16 protein-coding genes are annotated in these 21,172 nt (G+C 41.1%); 4 read left to right on the top strand and 12 right to left on the bottom strand.

The window, feature by feature from the left end; translation table 11 throughout:
* Window positions 1-45: 45 nt before the first annotated feature.
* The 8 genes from AAEY97_RS10310 to AAEY97_RS10275 form a co-directional block, all read right to left on the bottom strand.
* On the bottom strand, window positions 46-228 hold the full coding sequence (locus AAEY97_RS10310) for a hypothetical protein (RefSeq protein ID WP_350998661.1): 183 nt from the start codon (window positions 226-228) through the stop codon (window positions 46-48).
* A 275-nt stretch (window positions 229-503) separates the two neighbouring features.
* On the bottom strand, window positions 504-1,412 hold the full coding sequence (locus tag AAEY97_RS10305) for a haloalkane dehalogenase (RefSeq protein ID WP_350998658.1): 909 nt from the start codon (window positions 1,410-1,412) through the stop codon (window positions 504-506).
* Window positions 1,413-1,682: 270 nt separating this feature from the next.
* Entirely contained in the window at window positions 1,683-2,135 is a 453-nt protein-coding gene (locus AAEY97_RS10300) for a hypothetical protein (protein ID WP_162024025.1), read from the bottom strand.
* 10 nt (window positions 2,136-2,145) lie between these two features.
* Window positions 2,146-2,811 (bottom strand): TorD/DmsD family molecular chaperone, encoded by a 666-nt coding sequence (locus AAEY97_RS10295; protein WP_162024026.1) that lies wholly within the window; start codon window positions 2,809-2,811, stop codon window positions 2,146-2,148.
* A gap of 66 nt (window positions 2,812-2,877) precedes the next feature.
* Window positions 2,878-3,555, bottom strand: a complete 678-nt coding sequence (locus AAEY97_RS10290; RefSeq protein WP_162024027.1) for a DMSO/selenate family reductase complex B subunit — start codon at window positions 3,553-3,555, stop codon at window positions 2,878-2,880.
* Between the two features lie 15 nt (window positions 3,556-3,570).
* Window positions 3,571-6,117, bottom strand: a complete 2,547-nt coding sequence (locus tag AAEY97_RS10285; protein WP_350998653.1) for a DMSO/selenate family reductase complex A subunit — start codon at window positions 6,115-6,117, stop codon at window positions 3,571-3,573.
* Between the two features lie 32 nt (window positions 6,118-6,149).
* Window positions 6,150-8,159, bottom strand: coding sequence for an MtrB/PioB family decaheme-associated outer membrane protein (locus AAEY97_RS10280; protein ID WP_350998650.1), 2,010 nt, complete (start codon window positions 8,157-8,159; stop codon window positions 6,150-6,152).
* 14 nt (window positions 8,160-8,173) lie between these two features.
* Complete coding sequence (locus tag AAEY97_RS10275; protein WP_502959452.1) at window positions 8,174-9,094, bottom strand: DmsE family decaheme c-type cytochrome; 921 nt, start codon at window positions 9,092-9,094, stop codon at window positions 8,174-8,176.
* A 476-nt stretch (window positions 9,095-9,570) separates the two neighbouring features.
* On the opposite strand from AAEY97_RS10275, the gene AAEY97_RS10270 reads away from it, so the two are divergent.
* Window positions 9,571-10,365, top strand: coding sequence for a Crp/Fnr family transcriptional regulator (locus tag AAEY97_RS10270; protein ID WP_162024031.1), 795 nt, complete (start codon window positions 9,571-9,573; stop codon window positions 10,363-10,365).
* A gap of 156 nt (window positions 10,366-10,521) precedes the next feature.
* Here the strand turns inward: AAEY97_RS10270 and AAEY97_RS10265 are convergent, their stop codons facing one another.
* Both AAEY97_RS10265 and AAEY97_RS10260 read right to left on the bottom strand, forming a co-directional pair.
* Window positions 10,522-11,901 carry a sigma-54-dependent transcriptional regulator gene (locus AAEY97_RS10265; protein WP_350998648.1) on the bottom strand — a complete coding sequence of 460 codons (1,380 nt, stop codon included), beginning with the start codon at window positions 11,899-11,901 and terminating at the stop codon, window positions 10,522-10,524.
* 3 nt (window positions 11,902-11,904) lie between these two features.
* A complete protein-coding gene (locus AAEY97_RS10260) occupies window positions 11,905-13,872 on the bottom strand; it encodes an ATP-binding protein (RefSeq protein WP_350998645.1) in 1,968 nt (655 codons plus the stop codon).
* 405 nt (window positions 13,873-14,277) lie between these two features.
* On the opposite strand from AAEY97_RS10260, the gene AAEY97_RS10255 reads away from it, so the two are divergent.
* Window positions 14,278-16,068, top strand: coding sequence for a flavocytochrome c (locus AAEY97_RS10255; protein WP_350998643.1), 1,791 nt, complete (start codon window positions 14,278-14,280; stop codon window positions 16,066-16,068).
* A gap of 402 nt (window positions 16,069-16,470) precedes the next feature.
* Entirely contained in the window at window positions 16,471-16,896 is a 426-nt protein-coding gene (locus AAEY97_RS10250; RefSeq protein WP_182743788.1) for a VOC family protein, read from the top strand.
* A gap of 326 nt (window positions 16,897-17,222) precedes the next feature.
* Here the strand turns inward: AAEY97_RS10250 and AAEY97_RS10245 are convergent, their stop codons facing one another.
* Together AAEY97_RS10245 and norR are read right to left on the bottom strand one after the other, a co-directional pair.
* A complete protein-coding gene (locus AAEY97_RS10245) occupies window positions 17,223-17,981 on the bottom strand; it encodes a DUF1499 domain-containing protein (RefSeq protein ID WP_350998638.1) in 759 nt (252 codons plus the stop codon).
* 137 nt (window positions 17,982-18,118) lie between these two features.
* Window positions 18,119-19,699 carry a nitric oxide reductase transcriptional regulator NorR gene (gene norR / locus AAEY97_RS10240; protein ID WP_350998635.1) on the bottom strand — a complete coding sequence of 527 codons (1,581 nt, stop codon included), beginning with the start codon at window positions 19,697-19,699 and terminating at the stop codon, window positions 18,119-18,121.
* Window positions 19,700-19,886: 187 nt separating this feature from the next.
* Here norR and hmpA point away from each other — a divergent pair, with 187 nt between their 5' ends.
* On the top strand, window positions 19,887-21,068 hold the full coding sequence (gene hmpA / locus AAEY97_RS10235; protein WP_350998632.1) for an NO-inducible flavohemoprotein: 1,182 nt from the start codon (window positions 19,887-19,889) through the stop codon (window positions 21,066-21,068).
* Window positions 21,069-21,172 lie beyond the last annotated feature (104 nt).

Here is a 21,172-nt window from a genome sequence, read left to right as displayed (position 1 = left end):
CATTATAATATACGATTTATCTAAATCCGTTAATTGCGCTACCGATTACGTCGGCGCATCTTGGGTATTTGATGCTGCCAATAACGGCTCAATCAAACGTTGGCCTGTATCTGCCTCAGCTTGACTGGCTCGGTCGGCGTAATTGACATTATCGACAGCGCTACAGCCCAACAGGCTTATGCCCATCAGTGCCAGCATCGCCTTTCGTAAGGTCGGTTTTACCATCATCAACTGCATCTCCAAACGTGTGTATTACACCATATTGGAACAAGCATACTGATGGACGGGTTTAGGAGAGGTTAAGGTGGGAATAAATAGTGAAATTGAATACAGAGATAAAATGTTAGCATTAAACATCAATATGGTTCAATAAAACCATAAGCTAATCATGATAAATAGCAGCTATATGCCCTCTACAGAACATATAGCCATCGAGATAAGCATGTTAATAATGGATACCATTATTATTACTAAGCAGTTATCGAACTTGGCTAAAGGGCGCGTTAACGATTATCAGCAATAAACTTAACCACAACCTCGGCTAGCACCTCACCTTGCTCTTCTTGTAAGTAATGACCAGCATTGATAATCGTTGTATGTTTTTGCCCTTTTGCACCCGGTATTATTTGTTGCATCATTTTATCTCCGCCAGCGGTGATAGGATCTGAGTCGCTAAACGCTGTCAAAAAAGGTTTTTCCCATTGAGATAATACTTTCCATGCTGCACGGTTTTTCAGTGTTGCTGGATCATCAGGCGTAATAGGCACTAACAAGGGAAATTCACGAGCACCAGCTTTGTATGTTTCATCAGGGAATGGCGCGTCATATGCAGCAATAACGTCATCTGATAAATTTGAAACAGATGCACCATTTATCATCTGTCCTGTAGGGAAATGTACTACTTCTTGCGAGTAATTAAACCATTGCATAAATGCATCATTAGTTTCTTCATCACCTGTGGGTAACATGGTGTTTGCTGCAACAATACCGGTATAGCGCGGAATATCTTCAGCTGCCATACGCAGCCCGATTAAGCCGCCCCAGTCTTGGCATACCAAAGTAATGTTGGTTAATTCAAGTTGTAAAACGAATGATTTTATCCAATCTACATGACGTTGATAGGTATAATCAGAACGTTGACTTGGTTTATCTGAACGGCCAAATCCAATAAGATCTGGGACAATAACTCGATGACCTGCTGCAACAAGGATCGGGATCATTTTACGATATAAAAAACTCCATGAAGGTTCTCCATGTAGTAATAATATTGGCGCAGCATCTTTGTCTCCTTCATCAAGATAATGAATCCGTAACTGGCCTCCTTCACTATCGTCCACTAATAGGTAATTAGGTGTAAACTGATAGCCTGGTAAATTAACAAAGTAACTATCATCAGTTCGTAAAAATTCCATAATTTTCTATTTCCTATTTTTTATAAAATGAATCAACTCTATGAGTCAGCTTCTAATTGCATGCACTTCAACGCTAATAATTAAGTAACGAAGAGTGATTGAGATGATCTAAAACTCAGTTTGTTTGAGTAATTTATGAATTTTGTTTTAATCGTAAATCTTGCCATCGCGAAAAAATTAAGTATTACTTGAGTAAAGACAGTATTTTTATAGAAAAAAAGTTAAAATATTAGTTAAATAAATTATCTATAGTAATACTGGCTAATTAGATTACTTCATGTTTTTAATCACGCTTCTACTTGCTAGATCGATAGAATATACCTGAGTGTAGATTTTTTTAATCAGTTCGATCAACTCACTACTACTTTGATCATCGCGTTTCTGGTTAACCCATACATTCGATAAGGTAAGAATAAGTCTTTCCGCTTGGTTTAAATTAATTCTTTGAGATACTTTTATAAATATAAGTTGGCAGCTTATTAATACACACCTAAAAACTAACTCATTTTTTAGCGGTTTTTCAAAATCGTGACTTTCGCTTGTTAACCATCTAGGTTCGCCCTCACTATAGACTAACGCAGCGATTAAATTAGCCACGGTCTTGATATCAGTCGCGCCATTAAACAGTTGCATTATGTCTTCTGAATGCTGAAAATTTAACAACAAGCTATAACCCAAATCGGCTTTGTGCCACTGTTGTACTAATGCTTGAAGAAATGCCATAGAGATTACCCTATCGATAAATTGCGATTCGTTTGGGGTGAAGATCAAATATTTGTTCCAGGTACAAAAGATATTCTTTGGCTAAAATAGCAAACGCTCTGTAATAATCTGTTTCAGCATAGGAATAGGCTAGCTCTAAACATCGATAAGCCCAAGGCAGTAAATGTTGTTCGAGTAATTCATTGATCGCTTTTTGAAAGTACGGATTTTGAGGTTCTGCCATCGCTTTGGTCAATAAAAATGACAGTACCGCTAATATTAACCCAATATGATCGAGAGGCTCGTTGGTTCTCATGTCGATATTGATGTCGTTAGTAGCATAAAACTGTTTTAACGTAACGGTACTAAAATCATTAAGTAACTGTGAAGAACTGGTATAAGCAGACCCCCACGGTGCGGCTAAAGGTGTACCTGGACCGTAAAATAGCATGCCGTAGTCGAGCTTGAGCTTAATCAACTCAGCCTCATTACCGCTCCATTGAGCAAGATAAGCTTTTAGGTATGTTAATCCTTTATGATCGCTATCGGTTGCTAACAGGTTAGGCCAATTTTCAACAATATCTTGATCTTTAAAGGTATTGATCACATCCGACTCTGGATAAATAGTCAGCACTGAATGCAATACATTGGCAATGGCTTGTAAGTCTTGCAGCTTTTCAATGTTCATATCGTTCATATTTGCTTATAAATTTAACTGGGATGGAAGGGTGTAATACGCTGATTACACCCTCTATTCAATAATTTATACTTCTCGAACGTTTAAGATCCGCCCCGTACTTGCACCTACAGGTTGGGCCTTCTTTGATGCCTTAACAATTAGGTTAGGCGAGGTAATCGATTCAGAAGGTAGTGGCGCAAAGTGACCATCGCCATTACCGTATTTAGCTCGTAGGTTTTCCATCGTATCAAAGTCCAGTGCTCGTAAAGGGCATGACTCAACACAAATCGGTTTTTTACCTTCTGCTAGTCTATCGAAACAACCATCACATTTAGTCATGACTTTACGTTCAATATCAATCTGCGGCGCATCGTATGGGCAAGCTCGTGAGCAGCTTTCACAGCCAATACATAACGACTCTTGAACCAGTACCAGTCCGTCTTCTTTTCTTTTATGCATAGCACCAGTCGGACAAGCTTTTACACACACAGGTTCGTTACAATGGTTACAACCAACAGAGGCATAATAAGCAAATACATTTTGATTATAACTTTCATCGCCATTTTGATCCCATGAACCACCACCGTATTCATAAACCCGGCGCCATAACATACCAGGCATTGCTGATACGCCTTGATTAGTCACATCATCTTTACTGCGCGTTTTGCCAACCATTCGATCTTTACAGGCTATATGGCAAGTTTTACAGCCAGTGCATTTACTGCTATCGAAATAAAATCCTAATTGAGTTTCTTGTGTCATTTTAATATACCCCTATCAAGCCTTGACTACCTGAACACGATTGGTGTGCTGTGGATTTCCCTTTGATACAGGGGAAGGATGATATTTTGTCAGTGTATTAATACAGCCGCCAATATCCACAACATGGCCAGATGGACCTACTTTTCCACTCGCATCTGGTTTATACCAAGCACCTTGCCCTAAAGAACAGACCCCAGGAGTCACCCGAGGAGTGAGTTTAACAGGCAGTTCAATTGTTCCTCTACCGTTGTAAACATGAACCATATCGCCATCAGCTAAACCGCGAGAAGAGGCATCTTTCGGATTCATCCATACTGCATCTTCTACCGCTTCTCTAAGCCATGGCACATTGTGATAGCTTGAGTGAGTTCGACCTTTGGTATGGTAACCACATAACTGTAATGGGTAGCCAGCATCAATAGTATCTTGATCTTGATAGCCGTCCCACGTCACCACATATTGAGGTAGAGGAGTAATTTGGTCTCCAGTAGGTAATGACCAAGTGGCCGCTTTACGTGCAAGAGATATTGAAAAAATCTCAAATTTCCCAGAAATTGTCGGTCTAGGATTCGCAACTGGATCTTGAATATATGACTCAAATGCAACCACAGAGGCAGACATGTATTTACGGAAAACCCCGACTTTCTGAGCTTCTTCATAAGTATCTGGCATATCAACATCGGTATTCATCGCCTTAGTTTGTTGATAAAGCTTTTCACACCATTGTTGGCCGTTAAGCCCTTCAGTGTATTCAGCGCCATTACCCATCGCATTTGCAATACCAGCACAAATCTCATACATAGATTGTGATTCGCCTAGCGGTTTTAATGAGGTACTCATAAAGGTTGCATAGGCCATTTGACCAGATGCATATGAATCGTTGGCATAATCGACTGATTCTAACCATGTACTATCTGGCAGTAGGTAATCGGCAAACTTAGCAGAAGATGTCATCCAACAATCACTGACAATAATCAGTTCACACATGCTGTCATCTTCGAGGATTTGGGCTGTACCGTTACTGTCTGAATGTTGATTGATTAAAGCATTACCAGCACAGTTGATAATCGCTTTAATGTTGGTACCTAATTTTGCTGGGTTATTGTCGAATAGTTCTTGGCTACCACTTGCGGTAAAGCGAACGCCATCAGATGTTCCGCTAAAGTCTTCACCACGTACAACGGCATCTGACCATGTATAAACAGGAATGGTCACATCTACAGGGTTACTGCCTGTTGGCATACCTGCAACACCGAAACTATAACTTGTTGGCATTGCGCCACTATTGACACCAGCGCGGCCAATTTTACCGGTCATAATGGCTAGGGTATAAACGGCTCTGGTAGCTTGGTCGCCGTTTGCATGACGGCTAATACCCGCACCTGCAGAAATATAGGGCGCTTCAGCGGCCATAATAGCGGTGGCTAGTTGTTCAATTTTATTCGCTGGAACTCCACAGACTACGGCAGCCCAAGCTGGCGTTTTTGCACCTTCAAGCTCAAATATGCCTTGGCCCATAATATAATCATGGTAGTTTTGTGCTGGGTCGATAAATTCAGCGTGTGAAGCAATGAAAGGATCAGCATTTAGCATAACAGACGCTTTAGTGTTCACTAACGATGCTTCGTCATAACCCACAGCATATTTATCTAAAAATGGTTTGGCATGTTGATCAACCCAACCACTGCTTATCATCTGATAAATAACAGCTTCAATTAACGCAGCATCAGTACCTGGGCGAATTGCAAGCCACTCATCTTCATTACCACGCATTGAATCTGTGTATCTAGGTTCAATCATCCAGACTTTGATACTTTTGTTATTATGCTCTAGAGACTTAACAAAATCATAGCCTTCGCCGCTACCACTCATGCGAGTTTCATTTGGATTAAAACCAAATCCAATAAATAAATCAGAGTTAACGATTTCGCTTAACGAACTACCACCAATGCTATCCCACTGGTCGCCATAAGTGGCCATACATGCTGGGTACACACCGGCCCATGAATAATCCCAATGGTGGTCTAAAAAACCGCCATTTAAATTTAGCAAGCGCCCCCAAGTTGCCGTATTCGATGAGAAACCATAGTAAGCGCCTGTACCGTAATGCATGTAAATTGATTCAGGGCCGTAGTTATCTTTAATGGCTTGTAATTTGGTGCCTATCTCTGAATAAGCCTGCTCCCAACTGATAGGGACAAATTTTGCCTCACCACGTTTACCCACGCGTTTCATGGGTGAACGTAGTCGGTCAGTTGCATAGGTTCTTTGACGGAGTGAACGTCCACGAGGACAGGCTCGAGCTTGATGGTTTACACCATATTCATCAGTTGTTTCATGGTCTGTTTCAATTCTGGTGATAACACCGTCTTTACTGAATACTTTAATAGGACAATTTGAACCACAGTTTACTAAGCACGCAGACCAGTTAAGCTGTTCAAGCGAACTCTCTGGTACTTCTGGTGGTACTACATTGATTTTTTTCGCACTATCTTCACACCCAGTGATAGTTGCTGCAGCGCCAATTGCTGCACTCATTTTTAAGAAATTTCTACGTTCCATTTCTATATCCTCGCGTAGTATTTACGATACGTTTAATGCAATTTATAGCTAAATGACAACATCACTTGGTGTGCGTTGTAGTTATGATTGATATCACCCAAGGTAATCATCCCTGCAATATCATTGACCCCTACGTTAGCTGCATCAGTATCGAAATAGCGTTCATAGCGGTAAGTTAATTTAAGTGCCATTTGCTCACTTAGGGCATAATCTGCATACATGCTGGCACTGTGACTATATGAATAATAATCGCCGTAAGTGCTACGCGTATCTGTAGAGCCAATGTAGCTGTGAACTAGGGTGTCACTAATGGAATTACTGAATAGATAATCGATCCCTACTATCAGACGGTCTTGCATTAAACCGCTGTAGCTTAAACCCGTACCTATATTGATAAATTCATCTTCAATATCGTCTTGCCAATCAGATGAACTAAAGCTTTGACTGCCTGCTTGATTAGAGTTAATCCATTGCTGACTCCCAAACACATAACCATCTATATACTGATTAAATTGAATATTTACATTAACGTCATATCCGTAATCTTCTGATTCAGTTAATCCAATTTTAGTATCGTCATATTCGTCTTTGGCATAACGAGTGGTGATACCCAGATTCATCCAATCAGTTGGGTTATGCACAATCTTGAATTCGAGTGCATTGCGGTCACGATCTGCTAAGTAGTATTTACGCAATAAGCTGTTGCTTTCAGATGAGGTTAGGTCGCTTGCTTCATACTCAGATCCACTGCGATTGGCATGCTCAACTTTAAGATTAACGTTAACGTTATCTAATGCGCGAACATTGAACTTCATCCATAAGTTATCGTCATTGGTTTGTTCTCTGTCACTAAAAGTACGATCAACGTCTTTGCGATCATAACCAGCTTGCAAGCGATAACCGCTGGCGATGCGATAGCTTGCGTTGACTTTATAAGTATTACGTTCCAAATCACGAGGGGTATTTTGTCTAAAAGCGCCGGTTAAACTATTAAAGTTATATTGAGCAAACTCGGCGGTAGAGCTTTGATTATCTCGCTTGGTGTAATCAATACTGCCACCTAAACGTAATCGATTAGTTATCATTGAGGTCAGAGCGAAACGACCGTCTAGCGTATCGATTTGACCATCCCAATTTTGCAGTGGATTACCCGCCATTTGGATAAGATCTTCATCTTGGATCATACGTCCTGCGACAATACGTCCATTCATCACAGTGCGGTGGAGCTGATATTGACCTGATAACGACACTTGATGAGCTTGATTATCTGGTGTCGCCGAATACACGTCATTAACGTATGGAAGGCTTAGATTGTCGATGTTGTTTTCATAATAGCTGCCAAAGTAGCTCAGTTCAGTTAACCAGTTATCACCCGACAAGTGGATGCCAGCATCCAATTGTTGAGTGGTAGAATCTGTCGGTAAACCAAAATTTATTGGGCTGGGTGATACGAGACTACTAGACTTGTAACCCGTTTTATCTTCTTGGCTATATTTAACAAATACACCATAGAAATCTTGATCAAATTCAAACCCTAAACCGACTTTTTCACGTTGTTGATTTAGGTCAAATTCATTAAGACTGTCACTAGGCATCAACATACCGTTGTTGTGCCAAAGCGAACTTTGAACATCGCCAGCTTGATAGGTTTTGATAGAATCAATATCTAAGTTAAATTCATACAAGCCAGCTTGACCGCCAGATAGATGAGCAAAACCATTATCCATACCTAACTGATAAGCTTGAATCTTCGCTTCATAGCCTGACTCACCTTGGTATTTGATATTTCCACTCACTGCCGCAATACCGCCGTTATTGTCAGTACCTAAGGCATTAGCCGCATGAATATCATTAATGTCGTTATAACCCGCAGCAAGCGTTACCTCACCTTGGTACCCCGCAGAACTTATACAACGATTACACTCATAATTTTTTGTATTCACCGAATCCATGTTTGCGTTACCAACTGCAAAATTAGCAGCCATAACAGGTGATGACATGGCTATCATGGATATGGTGATCAGATTCAATTTAAATGACATAAACTTGCTCTCCATTAACGTTGTAGCAAACTGCCAGCAGGATGATTAGAACCATGAATTTTGCTATGACAATTCAAACAACTTTTGCCGCCACCAAATGAATCAATACCAGGTTCTGGGACAACACGGCTAGCATGACCGTCATTGGCATGACATTGCTGACATAATTGTGGTGCTCGGCTTTCAAGCATATTGTCATTGACACTGCCATGAGGGTTATGACAAGTAATACAATTTTCTGTTACTGGCGCATGCTCCCATAAGAAAGGCCCGCGTTTCTCGGCATGACAGCTATAACAAGTGTCATTTACCGTTGGTTTATTGAGTGCGCTTTCGCTCATTGAGCCGTGAGGGGAATGACAATCAATACAGGTCATTTGGTCCCACTTCATTGGATGCGATGAGCGCTTGTTCATATCCGCTTTTTGTTGGGTATGGCATGAGGTACATGTGTTATTTACGGTCAATTTATCTAGTGCGGGGTCTTTCGCGGTATGAATGGTATGGCAATCACTACAAGCAATTTCTTCTAAGTTATGAGTACTGGTATGCCACGCCATTTGTTTAGGGTCATTATGGCAACCTTGGCAAACAGTATTTTGGGTTGGAGCAGATAGTTTGCTGTTTTTACCAAAGGCTATCATCGGTTCTTTACCACCGCGATTATGATTACCTTGTGGACCATGGCATGCCTCACACTGTAAGCCCGCCATTGGAGATGCCTCTGAAATGACCTTTCCGTGAGTGCCTTTAAATAAGTCCATCACCTGTTCATTTTTTTTATGACACATAAGGCAAGAGTCGGCCCCTTTAGGAGAATACTTTCCTTCATCAAACTTTTGTTGTAGCGTAGTTTCTAATTTTTCTGCTGTTAAATCGTCCCACGGTAATGCATGAGCACTTTGCATTACTAAGAGTCCACAGCCAATGAGCATGGCAAGTTGATAGAGAGATCTCATTGTTAAATACCTCCTTAAATCTGAATTTTTTACTTTCATGTCATTACCTGTGAATAATTACTTTTTAACGTCAGTTACTATGTTTGTTGTAGAAAATATAATCGAAAGCTTATTTGTTGTTATCGAGGTTTAAACCAAACAACACTAACTAGCTGGCCCTACTTAACATTCCGTTATCATCTGCAAACTTCTTGAGCTAATTTAATCAAACCATCCGCCAAAATACCTATATATGGGTATAAACAATGGTAAATAACGTGTGATTGACTTAACAGAAAACAAAACTAATTTAAATTACTTACCATCCATCACAACTTAAACAAATATGTGATAAATACCGCACAATATAAATATGCATAGAATTGAAACTTGTTAAATACTTTTTGGGTTTATACTGTCAAGTATTCGATTGGTAAATCACGTAATGAAATTAAACATTAAGGTATGTTGATATGGCTCTAGTTATGTCCTTAAGTTCTGAAATGAAAGGAAAATCTACTATATTCTTTCCAGATATAGTTAAACCTGACATCATGAGTTTCATTAAAAAAAATGGTGAGATAAAAACCTTGAGCAAAGGTGAACTAATACCTAAAAGCATTCTTCTTAATAATTTTATTTATTTAAATACTGGATTATTATTTTATATAAAAAGAACCAATAACTATACTAAGCCTAAATTTGTTAATGTCATCATACCCAACAGACTGACTGATTATCATTTACTATTAGAGAATAATTGTACTTGTTGTAAAAGTATTAAAGTCGCTCGCGACAGTGAGATAATTATTGTCGATAAATCTTTGATTAAAAACTTAATAAAGAATGATATTGAGCTTTTTACACGCTTTATGTTTGATGCCAACTATTTTACAGAAAGACAAACCGCATTGGCTATTTTCTTATTAACATCGTCACCGGAAGATAAACTGATTAAGTTTCTATTTGATATTATCGTTGCTTTAAAGACACCATTTATATCAATGTGGCTTACCATTGATATAAAGCTAACTCGAGAAGAAATTGCTGATATATTACATATTAGCGTCATAAAGTTAGACTTAATGCTGGGAAGCTTAAAGAAAAAAGGCATGCTAACCAAAGAGAAAGGCATATTTAGTGTTAATACAGCATTATTTACTGAACTCTCGCCCTGCCCTTTAGGTAGGGAAGATGCACAAGGATGTAAATCGAATAACATGTTAAAATTTAAAGAAAAAAATATGATTGAAATCAATAACAAGTGACAGAAAGCCAGTAACTAGAAGCTAGTATTCAGTGCTTAGATATTCGAAACATCTAATGCAGCGTTACAAGAAAATCTCAGCGAGAAACAGATTAACAAGACCTGCACTCAGTCGCCGCTATTTATACATATTAACTAAATTCCATCATGCTCAGCACTAATGTCCTTTAAGCCGCCTACTTAATGCACTTTGGCTGATACCCAGTATTTGCGCTGCTGCAGTTTGGTTATTAGCGGTACGGCTCATGGCTTCGTCCATTAACGCTTGGTTCATCTGTGCAATGGTGGGCAGTTGTTTGGGAAAGATAATTCGGTCTTGCGGCGTTGCAGTCAATGACTTGTGTTCATTAATGGCTTCCATAAAAGCAGAGGTGTTAAGCGCTATGCCATCGCTGCGGCTTACAGCATCAAAGACCATTCCTTTAAGTTCATGTAGATTACCGGGAAAGTTGTAACTGGCGAGTTTTGACGCTAAGTCGCTTGGTTGAATCGGCGCAGGCAGATTCATTTCTGCTGCGGCAAGGGCGATGAAATGATTGATCAACATAGCAATATCTAACTGCCGCTCAGCTAACAGCGGTAATTTAATTTTATGTGCCCGTAAACGATAGAGTAGATCGCTCCTAAACTTACCTGCTTGATGAAGTTTGAGTAAATCATCTTGAGTTGATACCACAAACTTACATTTTACCGGATAGGCAGTGTCGCTACCTAAAGGGTAATATTGTTTGCTTTCTAACAGCGCTAATAACTTAATTTGGGCATCCAGTGGTAGCGTGCCAATGTCGTTAAGATAGAGTATCCCACTGCCCACTTGATGCAATAAACCTGCAACCGCTTCTAGCTCGCCATTATTGTGATGATACAGTTGGCCACACATTTTTTGCTCAAATGACTCGCAACTAATACCCGCAAGATTAATACTAACGAAGGGTTCATTAGGGCTATAAAGTGCATGGCAAGATTGAGCAAACTCGCTTTTACCGGTTCCACTGGCGCCATAAATTAACAAGGGTTCAGGGCTACACGATACGGCTTCAAGATAACGAAACTGATCTAATAGCTGTGGCTCGCAAGTTAACATGTTATTGAATGCATGCGGATTATCTAAGGTTCGGCTTAAAAATTTCTCTTTGATGTAAAGGTAGTTTCTTTCAAGCCCGACTACTTCAAGTGCGCGGCGAACTGTACGAGCAAGTTCATCGACATTGTCTGTTTTGATAAAGTAGTCATAAGCACCATTTTTAATGCAACGAACTGCTGTATCAACCTCATTTACCCCTGTCACTATAATGACTCGAGTGTTAGGGAAATCACTGCGGATCATCGCTAATAACTCTTCACCGGAGTGAAATGGCATGGTGAGATCGACTAGCACTAGCGCATAGTCGCCAACCTGTAAGCGACTACTCACCTGGCGACTGTCGACACAAGTGTCAATTTCAGCTTCGGGAACTAGACGGTTCAGAGTTATCGCGAGTGTGCGTAACCATGCTGCTTCGTCGTCGATTAACAGAATATTTCTGGCTAGTTTCATGGGCTAATCCTGTTGTGCTAATGCAAAAATAAGTCGAATTTGCGTGCCTTTGCCTAAGGTAGACTGAATCTGCATTTCGCCTTGATGTTCTTTAATTATTTTACTGCACACCGATAACCCTAAGCCGCTACCACCTTCGTTGCGCCTAGTGGTAAAAAAGGGTTCGGTAATACGCTTTAATGTGGCACTGCCCATCCCGCAGCCATTATCTTGGATACTCAAGATGGCCATATTGTTTGCAACATGTGTGTCTATCACTATTATCCCGGGCTGGGTTGAGCAAGCATTACACGCATTTTGAATGAGGTTAATTAACACCTGATGTAACTGTTGAGCATCGCCTGTAATGCTAGGGCTAGGGTCACATAACAGGGTGCTGATCTGATGAGATTTTGTTTGATTCGCGGTGAGGCGCTGGGCCACTTGAACCACATCATTTAAGCTCACTCGGGTATATTGATCGGCAATATGCGGCATGGCGTAACGTTTTAGGTCATTAACAATTCGACTGATACGTTTAGCACCCTCTTCTATAGAGCCACAACTATACTGTAACTCTTCTATCGCAATGTCTGGATTTAGCCCAGCAATAAGCCAGAAAGGATTTTGTTTCTGATAGTGCTTAGCGGCAGGCGTTAAGTCTTTCATGGCCGCGGTAAATAGTGATACAGCATGCACAATAAGGCCGGTTGGATTATTGATTTCATGGGCAATTCCCGCAGACAACTCTCCCAATGAAGCTAAACGACTGGCTTCTTCATTAGCTTGGCGTAATCGATGCTGCTCGGTTGATTCTTCAAGTAGAATCACCACCTGATTGTTGGCAATGGGATGAATTTGTAATTGCCAACACTGCTGCTGATACCGCATGTCGGCAGTAAGCGATTTTTGGGTCGATAACACCTCCAATACTGCGGCTTTAAGCTTAAAAACATCGTTGTCGACATAGTAAAATCCATCTGAATCTAACAGGTGAATATTGTTATCGTTACTCCATAAATGCTGGAGTTCCTGGTTTACTATGGTCACGCCATTAGGAAGCCCATCGAGAACGGATTGGAACTGTTGCGACAATTCAGATATTTCAACTTCAATCCGCTTTCGTTGAATTAATTCGGCATCGAGCGCTTTAGTATGACGGCGTAAACTAGCGCTTATAAATCCGGTGAAAATCATCCCAATAGCAGACATAATCGCCACTAAAATTGCGAGGGCAAACATGCGCTTTTCGGAAGAGGTTAAATCAACTTTTTCACGCCCGGTGCCAAACCATTTATTAACCAGTTTGTCGTATTCGCCCGATAATTTTAACTGCCTAAGCGCCTCGTTAATTTGGTACATCTGTTCGGTTTTTGTCTCATTCGCGACAAAATTAAACGCACCATAAATTAACGCATCACTGGAACTGCGTACCGATGGATATAGCGGAAGTAAGCGCCGCGCAACAAAACTCTCGGCAATAACCACGTCGACTTGGTTTTTTATCAGTAATTGAAAACCGGTTTCATACAAATCAACATCCACGCGGTCGAAATTTTGCAGATGGTCAGATAAAAACACATCAACAAAGGCACCATTTTTAATAGCTACCCGCTTACCAACAAGATCTGCCCAATTGTTTATTAACGCCTTACCCTGCAAGGTATAAGCTTTAGCATGGGTTGCATATATAGGATCAGATTGAGCTAACTTGCGATCCATGTTCACCGGGCTAACCACAGTAATCACATCGATATCGCTGTCAGGATCATGAACATCTTTTACCAATTGTTGAAAACTCTTTCGACGTACAATAATGCGCTTATTGGTCAGCTGGCCAATTCTATCCATCAACTCGATATTAAAGCCTTGATCAACACCGTTATTACGCCACTCTAATGGCGCTGTTTTTGAGTGTACGCCAAAGACAATGCTGTCTTGCGCGAGCACAGGCATAGTGATGATGATAAGTAATAGCAATAGAGTTTTCATGCCGCGATATTACCTATTTTCTCCACTTGAAACTGTGCAGCATTACCCGAATTAGCAAATCATTATGTACGTTTTCTTATGATGTTAACTCGATGTGATCTACCTCTACATAAGCTATGCAAAATTGCATATACCCCTTTATAGCTATGCATGTTTGCATAGCGCATTTTTAGGCTTGTGATTGAGTTGTCATTTCTGCCCTCTATTCTGGTTATCTGGTTGTTGATTGCGCCCCCTTAGGCAAAGATTACATTGAGCGAAAATAATAGCTGACCAACTCGATGCTAATTTGGACCGTATTTTTAAAGTGAAGTGAAGTCAGTTTCACTTCAGCCTAACTAAAACAATAAGAGGCTTCTATAGTTAATGAATAAACCGTCATTACGTATAGAAGGGGGAGCAAAAATGAAAAAGATCAATCTTGCAGTCTGTATTGCTACATTAATGGGCACAGCAGGCCTAATGGGCAATGCTGTTGCCGCTGATAACTTAGCTGAATTCCATGTACAAAACCAAGAGTGTGATAGCTGTCATACACCAGATGGTGAACTGTCAAACGACAGCTTAACCTATGAAAATGCCCAATGTGTATCTTGCCATGGCACACTTGCTGAAGTAGCTGAAACCACAAAACATGAACATTACAATGCTCATGCTTCCCATTTCCCAGGCGAAGTAGCTTGTACCTCATGCCACAGCGCACACGAAAAATCGATGGTGTACTGTGACTCTTGCCACAGCTTCGATTTCAACATGCCTTATGCTAAAAAATGGCTACGTGACGAACCGACTATTGCTGAATTGGCCAAAGACAAATCAGAACGTCAGGCTGCTCTTGCTAGCGCCCCACACGACACTGTTGACGTAGTGGTTGTCGGTTCTGGCGGCGCAGGTTTCTCTGCTGCAATATCTGCAACAGATAGTGGTGCTAAAGTCATTCTTATAGAGAAAGAGCCTGTTATTGGCGGTAATGCTAAGTTGGCTGCAGGTGGCATGAACGCTGCTTGGACTGATCAACAAAAAGCCAAAAAAATTACTGATAGCCCAGAGTTAATGTTCGAAGACACCATGAAAGGTGGCCAAAACATAAATGACCCTGCATTAGTTAAAGTATTAAGCTCACACTCTAAAGACTCTGTTGATTGGATGACCGCTATGGGCGCCGATTTAACCGATGTTGGCATGATGGGCGGTGCATCTGTTAACCGTGCACACCGTCCAACTGGTGGTGCTGGTGTTGGTGCCCATGTCGTTCAAGTACTTTATGATAATGCAGTGAAACGTAATATCGACTTACGCATGAACACTCGCGGCATTGAAGTGCTTAAAGATGATAAAGGCACTGTTAAAGGTATTCTGGTTAAGGGTATGTACAAAGGTTACTACTGGGTGAAAGCCGATGCGGTAATCTTAGCAACGGGTGGTTTTGCTAAAAATAACGAACGTGTCGCTAAACTCGATCCTTCGCTAAAAGGCTTTATCTCTACTAACCAACCTGGTGCAGTAGGTGATGGACTGGATGTGGCAGAAAATGCGGGTGGCGCATTGAAAGACATGCAGTATATCCAAGCTCACCCAACACTATCTGTTAAAGGTGGCGTAATGGTCACTGAAGCGGTACGTGGTAATGGTGCGATTTTGGTTAACCGTGAAGGTAAGCGTTTCGTTAACGAAATTACTACTCGTGATAAAGCGTCTGCCGCTATTTTAGCGCAAACCGGTAAATCAGCTTATTTGATTTTTGATGATTCTGTGCGTAAATCACTGTCAAAAATTGATAAGTATATTGGTTTAGGTGTTGCACCAACGGCAGATAGCCTAGTTAAATTAGGTAAAATGGAAGGTATTGACGGCAAAGCACTTACTGAAACCGTTGCGCGTTACAACAGCTTAGTGAGTAGCGGTAAAGACACTGATTTTGAGCGTCCAAACCTACCGCGCGCACTTAACGAAGGTAACTACTACGCAATCGAAGTCACACCTGGTGTTCACCACACTATGGGTGGCGTGATGATCGACACTAAAGCTGAAGTCATGAATGCTAAGAAGCAGGTTATCCCAGGCTTGTATGGTGCTGGTGAGGTTACTGGCGGTGTTCATGGTGCTAACCGCTTAGGTGGTAATGCCATTTCAGACATCATCACCTTCGGTCGCTTAGCGGGTGAAGAAGCTGCAAAATATTCTAAAAAGAACTAATCGATTTAGAATTCACTGACTCGCTAGTATCAGTAAGCCACAGTTCATTGCTGTGGCTTTTTTTATGCGTCAATATCTCCATACCTATCGAATTAACCTGAACTAGGGGTAGAGATGAGAATAGAATGATAAAGATATTAAGCTTAGCCATTAACCACTCTCAAACTTGTCATTTGTTTTACTAACAAAACGAATTAACCCGTCAATAGCTGGCCTATTGCAAGTCTTCTCATGTAAAAAATAACGCAGTTAGCAAGGAAAAAGGCTGTTTGCGAGGCGTTTATTATCCCGAGTTCTGGTTAATTAATGCATAATCGACGGCACAGTAAATTTGCATTAACTCACTAGTTAATTTACAACGCTCACTCACTGGCTAATTTACAACGCTATCAAAGGATAATAATGAAACAGTCTATAGTTCACATCGCGCTAGTGGTGAATGATTACGATGAAGCCATTGATTTTTATGTTAATAAATTGAAGTTTGATCTAATTGAAGACACCTATCAAGCAGAACAAGACAAACGCTGGGTTGTGGTGTCGCCTCCGGGGTCAAACGGAGTGTCGTTGTTGCTAGCTCGTGCATCTAAACCGGAGCAGCATGATTTTATTGGTAACCAAGCCGGCGGACGGGTTTTTCTTTTTTTGAATACCGACGATTTTTGGCGCGACTATAACCGCATGCAACTCGATGGGATTAAATTTGTGCGCCCACCTCAAGAGCAAGATTACGGCACAGTGGCGGTTTTTGAAGATCTGTACGGCAATCTTTGGGACTTACTGCAGTTAAATGATAAGCATCCTATATCAATTAGAGCATCAATATAGCGCTGTTTGTTATGTATTTTTTGATAGCTTTTTAAGCGAGTAAAATAGAGAGACAGCTTTGTACTTTCGCATCATATCCATCAAGCGCGATACCGACTGATTGATGGTTACAAACAATGGCAGTTCTGCTAAAGAGCTAATTTAAAAAGCTGATTTAAAGTCAGAAATATCTCGCATCACAAAACTTAGCATAATAATCGTTAGCAGCTGTATCTTCGATTAAGCATTTAAGTTAATTAACCGTTTTGTCGTCATTAATAAAAAGGAGCATTTTATGCTCCTTTTTATTGGTTAAAACCTGCTGCATAATTTATTCAAGACTCAGGCTATTCAGAGAACCGCTGACTAAATTCTTGAATGCGTTTTGCGTTCACACCAGCATCGCCAATACCAATCCGCGACACGCTGCGTAAATCAATACGACTGCCCTGTTCTAGTGTAGACACAACGATAACGACATCATCTGCAAAATTGAAAAAAGGCGTTGTTGCCGTACTTTCAAAGCGCAGTGCTTTTGGGTCTTGAGCGACAATGGTCCAGCCCATGGCTTTAGCGACAGTTAATGCTTTTTCATAAGCCGCTTCTACCGATAAGTCTGACGCTATAGGCTGGATATTAGGGAAGGCTTGTCGTTGTTGTGCGGCAATCTCTTCTCCGCCATAAACCAAACTATTTTTAGCCCCAATGCGGCTGTCAGTTAAAAACTCAAACTGCGGTGGTGATTGAGTGTTGGTAGTAATATCGTGAATAGGTGGGTATTTCACTGGTTTGATAACCAACGCCATAATGCTCGGCGACAATATAGCTAAGCCCAGTAATAACGCTATTGTAGAGGTTAATATGCCTTTGCCTTTAGCGTTGCTGTCTTGCTTAGCACTACTTTTAACACTAAAGCTGATAACTAATGCCAGCACAGAAACAATGACCACCACATAACCCAACAGATTATTGTAATTACGGCTGGCCATAAAGCCGACAATCGGGTCCCATAATCCCAATGACGAGCCAAACACCATCAAAGCCGCAATCGCGACAGAGACGATGGCAACGATCAATGCGATATTGCCTATATTACGTTTTTGCATAACATCCATCCTTTAGAAGACCCTAATTAACCCAACTTATATTGACCTGTTTTTGTCGGAATAAATTTCTGTTCATCGATAATATATTTTCGATTACAGGCTATTCACACAACCTACTTTAGGTTTATACCTTACGATTAATATGCCGCATTTGGATCAAGTCCTAAACGACGCATTGTGCGAATTAAGTTGCTTCTATCCAGCTGTAAACTTCTGGCGACAGCGGCTAAATTACCTCTTTCGGTCGCTAATACCGTCTGTATTATTTGTCGTTGGTACTCATCGGTTGAATCACGTAGTCCAAGGGTTAACACCTGCGATAATGCGGCTGCGGCATTACTGTCGCTGATATTATCAACCTCGGCTATTGCTGGTGCTACTGTATGGCTCACAACAAACTCTGAACCGAGATGAACACGACTGATGCTAATGATACTGGCATGACGCCCTTGCTCGCTAATAGCCCTTAACGCAGCTCGACTGAGTAAGTGTTCTAACTCTCGCACATTGCCAGGCCAATGGTATTGGGTTAACTGATCAATGGCGGTTTGCTGTAACCTCAGTTTCGCGACGCCAAGCTGATGTTGGTTTTTTTCTAAAAAATAGCCAGCCAGTAAAATAACGTCTTTACCACGATCCCGTAATGGTGGCACAGGTAAAGGATACACACTCAAGCGATGATATAAGTCAGCCCTAAAGCGACCTTCTTTGACTTCTAACTGTAAATTACGGTTAGTAGCGGCAACAATTCTGACATCCACCACGATAATATTATCGCTGCCGACTCGTTGAATTTCACCGTTTTGCAACGCACGTAGTAACTTAGCTTGCACCGCAAGTGGTAACTCACCCACTTCATCTAAAAATAATGTCCCACCATCAGCCAATTCAAAGCGGCCGCGACGGTCACTTACCGCACCAGAATACGCGCCTTTTACATGACCAAATAATTCACTTTCAACGATGCTTTCTGGCAATGCAGCACAGTTAATTTGTACTAGTAGTTGCTCGCTGCGACGTGATTGCTGATGAATACTTTTGGCAACCAGCTCTTTACCCACGCCAGTTTCGCCAGTGATTAATACCGATAGATCGCTGGCTGCAACGGTATTTATCTCAGACAATAAATCCGTAATTGCGACACTGTTTCCAATAATACTCGACGGTCCAGCAGTCGCTAACATGCACTGCGCCACTTGATGATTACGTTCAACTTGCACTTCTAATGCTTCAATATGTTCACTGGTACTAATCGCAGCGGCCACAGCAGCAATATAAGCGCGGGTTTCGGTTGGGTTAAGCGCATCAAAGCTACCTGCTTTCATGGCATCTAAGGTTAAAACGCCCCACGCTTTACCGTCGATATAAATGGTACTGCCCATGCAGTCATGCACGTGCAATTGTTCACTACCATCATCGACTAAACCGTCGTAGGGATCGGGCAGTGTTGAGTCGGCATCAAAGCGGGTAATATGTGGGTTAGCTAAAATTTGCTGTAAGCGTGGATGGTGGTTGATCGAAAACTGTCTCGCGAGGGCTTGTTGCTTTAGCCCTACAACAGCCACAGGGACTAAATGGTCATGTTTAAGTTTCAACAAGGCCACTACGTCACATGGTATAGCGCGCTGAATCGCTAAAATCAGTCGTAAGTATCGTTCCGATTTTATCAGGTCACGATTTAAGTCTTCTACAATGTCGATAAAGGGAACAATATTCATAATATGTCAAATTAACCCAATTTCGGTTAATTTGACATATATATTGATCTAGGTCAAATTAACCCTTATGAAAATTATACCTGCTAAATCAGCTAGATAAATATTGGCGTGTTCTGTGCAATGTATGGGTAGACAAGGTAATTGATTGAAGCTTATCGCTATTTTACTCCCTAGAAGGAAATCATTAATGTTAGACACTGCAACTGTTCAAATTATTAAAGCCACCGTTCCGGCTCTGCAAATTTACGCTAATGACATCACCAGCCATTTTTATCCATTACTGTTTGCACAGCATCCAGAAGTATTACCATTTTTCAATCAAACTAACCAAGCCAAAGGCACTCAGCCTAAAGCACTGGCAAATGCGGTTATTGCTTACGGTGCCAATATTGATGAATTGGGCAATTTAAGTGATGCCGTTAGTAAAATCGTTCAAAAGCATGTTGCATTAGGCATTTTACCTGAACAATATGACGCTGTTGGCAGTTGTTTAATACAAGCCATTAAAGCCGTACTCGGTGATGCTGCAACAGATGAAGTGATTGATGCTTGGACCAAGGCTTACGGCCAATTAGCCAACATATTGATTGCGGCGGAAGAATCAATTTATACAGCTAAAGAGCAACAACAAGGTGGTTGGCGTGGCGAGCGTGACTTTATTTTAGTCAAACGTGTAGATGAAAGCTCAGTGATTACCTCATTCTACTTTCAACCTTTTGATAATAAAGGCTTACCAAAATTTGATGCTGGGCAATTTTTGACCTTAGTATTTGATGATATCGACGGTGTATCAATGCGTCGTAACTACAGTCTATCTGACGCGGCAGGCAAAGATTACTTAAGAATTAGCGTCAAGCGTGAACCTAATGGCGTGGTTTCAAATCACTTACATAACAATATTCAGTTAGGCGATAAAGTGAAATTACGTGCACCCAGTGGCGATTTCATCTTACGAAAAAACACTAAGCCGTTAATATTATTGACTGGCGGTGTCGGTATTACTCCTGCGATTAGTATGCTCAATACTGAAGCGGGTTCAGGACGCGATATTCGCTTTATTCATGCGGCCATAAATAGTGATGTCCATGCGTTTAAACACCATGTTGATCAACTTGCCTCAACACATGACCACATCAAGCCTTTGTATGTTTACAGCCAGCCAGAACAACATTGCCAGCCTCATGCCACTGGGTTTATTGATGCATCAATCATTGCAGAGCAACTCCCTGCAGACCGTGATGTAGAATTTTACCTGCTTGGCCCTACCGGTTTTATGAAAGCAGCATTGGCCATCGCCACCAGCTTAGGTGTACCAGAAAGCCAAATTCATTATGAATTCTTCGGCCCAGCTGAAGCATTAACCGCTTAATAGCCCAACAAACCAGTGAGATAAAAAAAGCCCTGAGCGTTAACTCAGGGCTTTTTAGTTATTGATAAAAACGATTAAACCTGTGACTGGAGATGTCCTAGAAC

Source organism: Shewanella sp. TB7-MNA-CIBAN-0143 (assembly GCF_040310065.1).
Classification (GTDB): Bacteria; Pseudomonadota; Gammaproteobacteria; order Enterobacterales; family Shewanellaceae; genus Shewanella.
Note: the sequence above shows the minus strand (reverse complement) of the source record. Positions and strands in the feature narration are given on the sequence as shown.

Bases quoted from the DNA above. Each gene is read 5' to 3' on its own strand.
- AAEY97_RS10270 (WP_162024031.1), top strand. From the start codon at position 9,571: ATGGCTCTAGTTATGTCCTTAAGTTCTGAAATGAAAGGAAAATCTACT.
- AAEY97_RS10265 (WP_350998648.1), bottom strand. From the start codon at position 11,901: ATGAAACTAGCCAGAAATATTCTGTTAATCGACGACGAAGCAGCATGG.
- AAEY97_RS10300 (WP_162024025.1), bottom strand. From the start codon at position 2,135: ATGGCATTTCTTCAAGCATTAGTACAACAGTGGCACAAAGCCGATTTG.
- hmpA (WP_350998632.1), top strand. From the start codon at position 19,887: ATGTTAGACACTGCAACTGTTCAAATTATTAAAGCCACCGTTCCGGCT.
- AAEY97_RS10310 (WP_350998661.1), bottom strand. From the start codon at position 228: ATGATGGTAAAACCGACCTTACGAAAGGCGATGCTGGCACTGATGGGC.
- AAEY97_RS10290 (WP_162024027.1), bottom strand. From the start codon at position 3,555: ATGACACAAGAAACTCAATTAGGATTTTATTTCGATAGCAGTAAATGC.
- AAEY97_RS10250 (WP_182743788.1), top strand. From the start codon at position 16,471: ATGAAACAGTCTATAGTTCACATCGCGCTAGTGGTGAATGATTACGAT.
- AAEY97_RS10260 (WP_350998645.1), bottom strand. From the start codon at position 13,872: ATGAAAACTCTATTGCTATTACTTATCATCATCACTATGCCTGTGCTC.
- AAEY97_RS10255 (WP_350998643.1), top strand. From the start codon at position 14,278: ATGAAAAAGATCAATCTTGCAGTCTGTATTGCTACATTAATGGGCACA.
- AAEY97_RS10275 (WP_502959452.1), bottom strand. From the start codon at position 9,094: ATGCTCATTGGCTGTGGACTCTTAGTAATGCAAAGTGCTCATGCATTA.
- AAEY97_RS10295 (WP_162024026.1), bottom strand. From the start codon at position 2,811: ATGAACGATATGAACATTGAAAAGCTGCAAGACTTACAAGCCATTGCC.
- AAEY97_RS10285 (WP_350998653.1), bottom strand. From the start codon at position 6,117: ATGGAACGTAGAAATTTCTTAAAAATGAGTGCAGCAATTGGCGCTGCA.
- norR (WP_350998635.1), bottom strand. From the start codon at position 19,699: ATGAATATTGTTCCCTTTATCGACATTGTAGAAGACTTAAATCGTGAC.
- AAEY97_RS10245 (WP_350998638.1), bottom strand. From the start codon at position 17,981: ATGCAAAAACGTAATATAGGCAATATCGCATTGATCGTTGCCATCGTC.
- AAEY97_RS10280 (WP_350998650.1), bottom strand. From the start codon at position 8,159: ATGTCATTTAAATTGAATCTGATCACCATATCCATGATAGCCATGTCA.
- AAEY97_RS10305 (WP_350998658.1), bottom strand. From the start codon at position 1,412: ATGGAATTTTTACGAACTGATGATAGTTACTTTGTTAATTTACCAGGC.